This window comes from Dialister sp. CAG:357 (genome assembly GCF_000435155.1).
Taxonomy (GTDB): domain Bacteria; phylum Bacillota; class Negativicutes; order Veillonellales; family Dialisteraceae; genus Dialister; species Dialister hominis.
The window spans coordinates 14,680-15,201 of record NZ_FR896468.1; the positions used below are offsets into that span (position 1 = coordinate 14,680).

Genomic DNA, 522 nt, shown 5'->3' on the forward strand with positions numbered 1-522 from the left:
AGCCTGTTTGGCGGGCTGCTTTGTCGATGAGGTCTGCATCGATGGGCTTCAGCGTAGGCATGTTGATGACCATGGCCTGAATCCCTTCTTGGGCCAGCGTGTCTGCTGCTGCCAAGGCTTCTGCCGTCATGCGGCCTGTGCCGATGAGGGCTACGTCTGAACCGTCACGGAGGATTTCCCCCTTGTTCCAATGGTAGGTACTGCCGCTTTCATGAATATCCGGTACAGCGTCCTTGCCCAAGCGGATGTAGACCGGTCCTTTGTGGGCAATGGCGGCTTTGACAGCTTCTTCCGTTTCCCACGCGTCAGACGGATTGATGACCGTCAGGTTGGGCAGGCTGCGCATAATGGCCAGGTCTTCTACGGCCTGATGGGTGGCCCCGTCGGAGCCAATGGTGAGACCGCCGTGGCTGACGATGATCTTGACGTTCAGGTTGGGCAGGCAAATGGAATTACGTGTAATTTCAAAACCCCGTTCTGTAAAGAGGGCGTACGAGCCGGCCAGAGGGATCTTGCCGACGG

General features: G+C 57.7%; 1 protein-coding gene. It reads right to left on the reverse strand.

Annotated elements, in window-relative coordinates; genetic code table 11:
• A partial coding sequence (locus M3200_RS08540; protein WP_353867224.1) for a transketolase family protein occupies window positions 1-511 on the reverse strand: 511 nt, incomplete at its 3' end.
• Between the last annotated feature and the right edge of the window lie 11 nt (window positions 512-522).